At 72.1% G+C, this 3,597-nt stretch carries 2 protein-coding genes and 2 pseudogenes; all 4 read left to right on the top strand.

Annotation, left to right across the window (positions count from 1 at the left end):
• Positions 1 to 1,096 (top strand): FAD-binding protein (locus I5G_RS21585; RefSeq protein WP_036327256.1); only part of this gene is annotated, 1,096 nt, incomplete at its 5' end.
• A pseudogene (gene nadC / locus I5G_RS21580) lies at positions 1,090 to 1,875 on the top strand (carboxylating nicotinate-nucleotide diphosphorylase); the annotation flags it as partial. The gene I5G_RS21585 and the pseudogene nadC, both read left to right, overlap by 7 nt.
• A gap of 78 nt (positions 1,876 to 1,953) precedes the next feature.
• Positions 1,954 to 2,832 carry a carbohydrate ABC transporter permease gene (locus I5G_RS09095; protein ID WP_036327259.1) on the top strand — a complete coding sequence of 293 codons (879 nt, stop codon included), beginning with the start codon at positions 1,954 to 1,956 and terminating at the stop codon, positions 2,830 to 2,832.
• Between the two features lie 26 nt (positions 2,833 to 2,858).
• A pseudogene (locus I5G_RS21575) lies at positions 2,859 to 3,597 on the top strand (alpha-mannosidase); the annotation flags it as partial.

The following is a 3,597-nucleotide window of genomic DNA, read 5'->3' as shown; positions in this document are numbered from 1 at the left end:
GGTGCGCGCGAGCGCATCGAGGGTGCGCGAGCACACGCTGCTGCGCGACCTCGTGGTCGAGGACGGCCGCGTCGTCGGGATCGACGTCGAGACGGACGGCGCGGTCGAGCGGCTGCGCGCCGACGCGGTTATCCTCGCCACCGGCGGCGCGGGACAGCTGTACTCGCACACCACCAACCCGGCCTCGGCCACCGGCGACGGCATCGCCGCAGCCCTCCGCGCCGGGGCGGCCGTCGCCGACCTCGAGTTCGTGCAGTTCCACCCCACGGCGCTGGCCGCGGGCGAGCCGTTCCTCGTCTCCGAGGCGGTCCGCGGCGACGGCGCGACCCTGGTCGACGACGAGGGGCGCCGCTTCGCGTTCGACGCCCACCCCGACGGCGAGCTGGCGCCTCGCGACGTCGTCGCCCGGGCGAACGCGCGGGCCATGGCCGCGCAGGGCGGACGTCCGGTCCGACTGGATGCCACCGCCCTCGGCGCCGAGCGTCTCGCGCGACGCTTCCCCACGATCGATGCCGCCGTCCGCGCGCGCGGTCTGGACTGGTCGCGCGAGCCGATCCCCGTCACCCCCGCGGCGCACTACCTGATGGGCGGCGTCGTGACAGACCTCGACGGACGGACGACGGTGCCGGGACTGTACGCGGTGGGCGAGACGGCGCGGACCGGTGTGCACGGCGCGAACCGGCTGGCATCCAACTCCCTGCTCGAAGGGGCGGTGTTCGGTGCGCGCGCCGGGGATGCCGCGGCTGCTGGGGCCAGGTGGACCCGGGTCGAGGCGCCCGCGGCCGTCGCGCTCCCCGACGTCGACCCGGCGCCGGACGCGCCGGCGTTCTCGCGGGCCGCGCTGCAGCAGCTCATGTGGGAGCACGCGGGACTCGTCCGCGACGCCGCGGGTCTGGGGCGCGCGGCCGGGGTCCTCGCGGCGTGGGCCGCCGACGCGCAGCCCCGCTCCGTGGAGGACGCCGGGCTGCTCCTGCTCGCACGTCACGTCGTCGCCGCCGCTCTCGCGCGCACCGGCTCGATCGGCGCGCACTATCGCTCCGACGAAGCGGGTGCCGCCGTGGCATCCATCCCCGCCGAGGAGGCCCTCGCATGCTGACCCGCGCCGCGATCGACCGCGTCGTCACCGCCGCCCTCGAGGAGGACGCCCCGTGGGGCGATCTCACGAGCGAGACGCTCATCCCCGCCGACGCGACCGCGCGAGCCGAACTCGTCGCCCGCGAGATCGGCGTGTTCAGCGGCGCCGAGGTGTTCCGCGCCGCCTTCACGCTGACCGATCCCACGATCGACGTCGAGATCCGCGTCGCCGACGGCGCGGAGTTCGTGCCGGGCGAGGTGCTCGCGGTGGTCACCGGACCCGCGCGGGCCGTGCTGACCGCCGAGCGGATCGGGCTCAACTTCGTGCAGCGGATGTCGGGCATCGCGACCCTCACGAGCCGCTACGTCGCCGCCGTCGCCCACACGGGTGCGCGCATCGTCGACACCCGCAAGACGACGCCGGGACTCCGCGCGATCGAGCGGCAGGCGGTCCGCGACGGCGGCGGCCACAATCACCGGTTCTCGCTGTCGGATGCCGTGATGGCGAAGGACAACCACCTCGCCGTGCTCGCGGCCTCCGGTCTGCCGCTCACGCAGGCCCTGGAGAGCGCGATCGCGCGCCTCCCGCACACGACACACGTGGAGGTCGAGGTCGACCGCCTCGATCAGATCGACGCCGTCCTCGCGGCCGGGGTCGACACCATCATGCTCGACAACTTCTCGCTCGACGACCTGCGCGCGGGCGTCGAGAAGATCGCCGGGAGCGCCGTCGTCGAGGCCTCCGGGGGCGTGACGCTCAACACGGTGCGCGCGATCGCCGAGACGGGTGTCGACGTCATCTATCGCGACCGTGACTCTCGTCCTGGGCGCGGTGTTCGCCGTCCTCTACATCAAGATCCTGAAGCCGGAGGTGGAGTGATGACCGCCGTGTCCCTTCCGACCCGACGTCCGCGCGTGCGTCCCTCCGTGGCCTCGCCCACGCGCCGTGGAGCCCGCTGGGTGTCCGACATCGTGCTCGTCCTCATCGGCGTGTCCTTCCTCGTGCCCATCGCGTGGATCGTGTTCTCGGCGGTGGACACCAACGCCACGGTGTCGATCTCGCTGCCCGAGGGTCTGACCCTGCAGAACTTCCTCGACGTCGCTTCGCCGTCGCAGACCCTGCTGCCGCTGTGGAACTCCACCCTGATCTCCCTCGGTACCGCGGTCCTCACCGTCGTGGTGGGCGTGCTGGCGGCCTACCCGCTCTCGCGATTCCGTCTGCGCTTCCAGCGGGGGTTCATGTACGGAGTCCTTTTCGGGTCGTGCCTGCCGATCACGGCGATGATGGTGCCCGTCTACGCCCTCTTCGTCCAGACGAAGCTGCTGGATTCGCTGCCCGGGGTCATCCTCTTCATGGCGGCCACGTCGCTGCCGATGGCGATCTGGATGCTGAAGAACTTCATGGACTCCGTGCCGGTCTCCCTCGAGGAAGCCGCCTGGGTCGACGGGGCGTCGTCGATGCGGGCGCTCACCCAGATCATCCTGCCGCTCATGCGGCCCGGGATCGGCGTGGTGTTCATCTTCGTGTTCACGCAGGCGTGGGGGAACTTCTTCGTCCCCTTCGTGCTGCTGTTCAGCCCCGAGAAGATGCCCGCCTCGGTGGCCATCTTCACCTTCTTCGGCAGCCACGGTGCCGTCGCTTACGGCCAGCTCGCGGCCTTCGCGATCATCTACTCCGCTCCGATCCTGCTCCTGTACTTGATCACCCAGCGGCTGACCGGGAGCTCGTTCGCGCTCGCCGGGGCCGTCAAGGGCTGACCCGTCCCCCCAACAAGGAAAATCACATGCACGACCGCACCCCGCTGATCGAGATGCGCATCGACCGCTTCGTCCGCGAGCGCCTCGTCCCCGCCGTCTACCGCACCCGCCACCCCCTCACCGTCACCGCGTGGGAGGCGCCGGGTGAGCCGGTACCGTTCGCTGAGGCGGCGGCGGCCGACTACCGACCGTTCGCCGTCGGCACCCCGTGGGGTCGGGCGTGGGGGACCACCTGGTTCGCCGTCCGAGGCGAGGTCCCGACCGCGTGGCGGGACGCCGACGGCGCGCTGCCCGCCGGAACCGTCGCCGAGCTCGTCATCGACCTGGGGTTCACCGCCGGGCAGAGCGGATTCCAGTGCGAGGCGCTGGTGTGGAACCGCGACGGCGCGCCGATCAAGGGCGTCTCCCCGTTCAACAACGCCACGCCCGCGGCCCTGGACGCCGACGGTCGCGTCGACGTCCTCGTCGAGGCCGCCTCCCACCCCGACGTCGGCAGCCTGTTCACCTTCGAACCCACGCACCTGGGCGATCCCGCGACCGCGGGCGATGCGCCTCTGTACACGCTCCGCGACATGTCCATCGGTCTGCGCGACCTCGCGGTGTGGGAGCTGCTGCAGGACTTCCGGCTCCTGCGCGGTCTCGTCGACGAACTCGACACGACCTCCGCGCGTCGCGCGACCCTGGTGGAGGGGATGGATGCCGCGATCGACGCGATCGATCCGCACGACGTGTCCGGCACGGCCCAGGCCGGTCGCGACGTGCTCG

This window comes from Microbacterium sp. B19 (assembly GCF_000333395.1).
In the GTDB taxonomy this organism is placed as follows: Bacteria; Actinomycetota; Actinomycetes; order Actinomycetales; family Microbacteriaceae; genus Microbacterium.
This window is presented reverse-complemented; position numbering and strand designations above follow the sequence as displayed.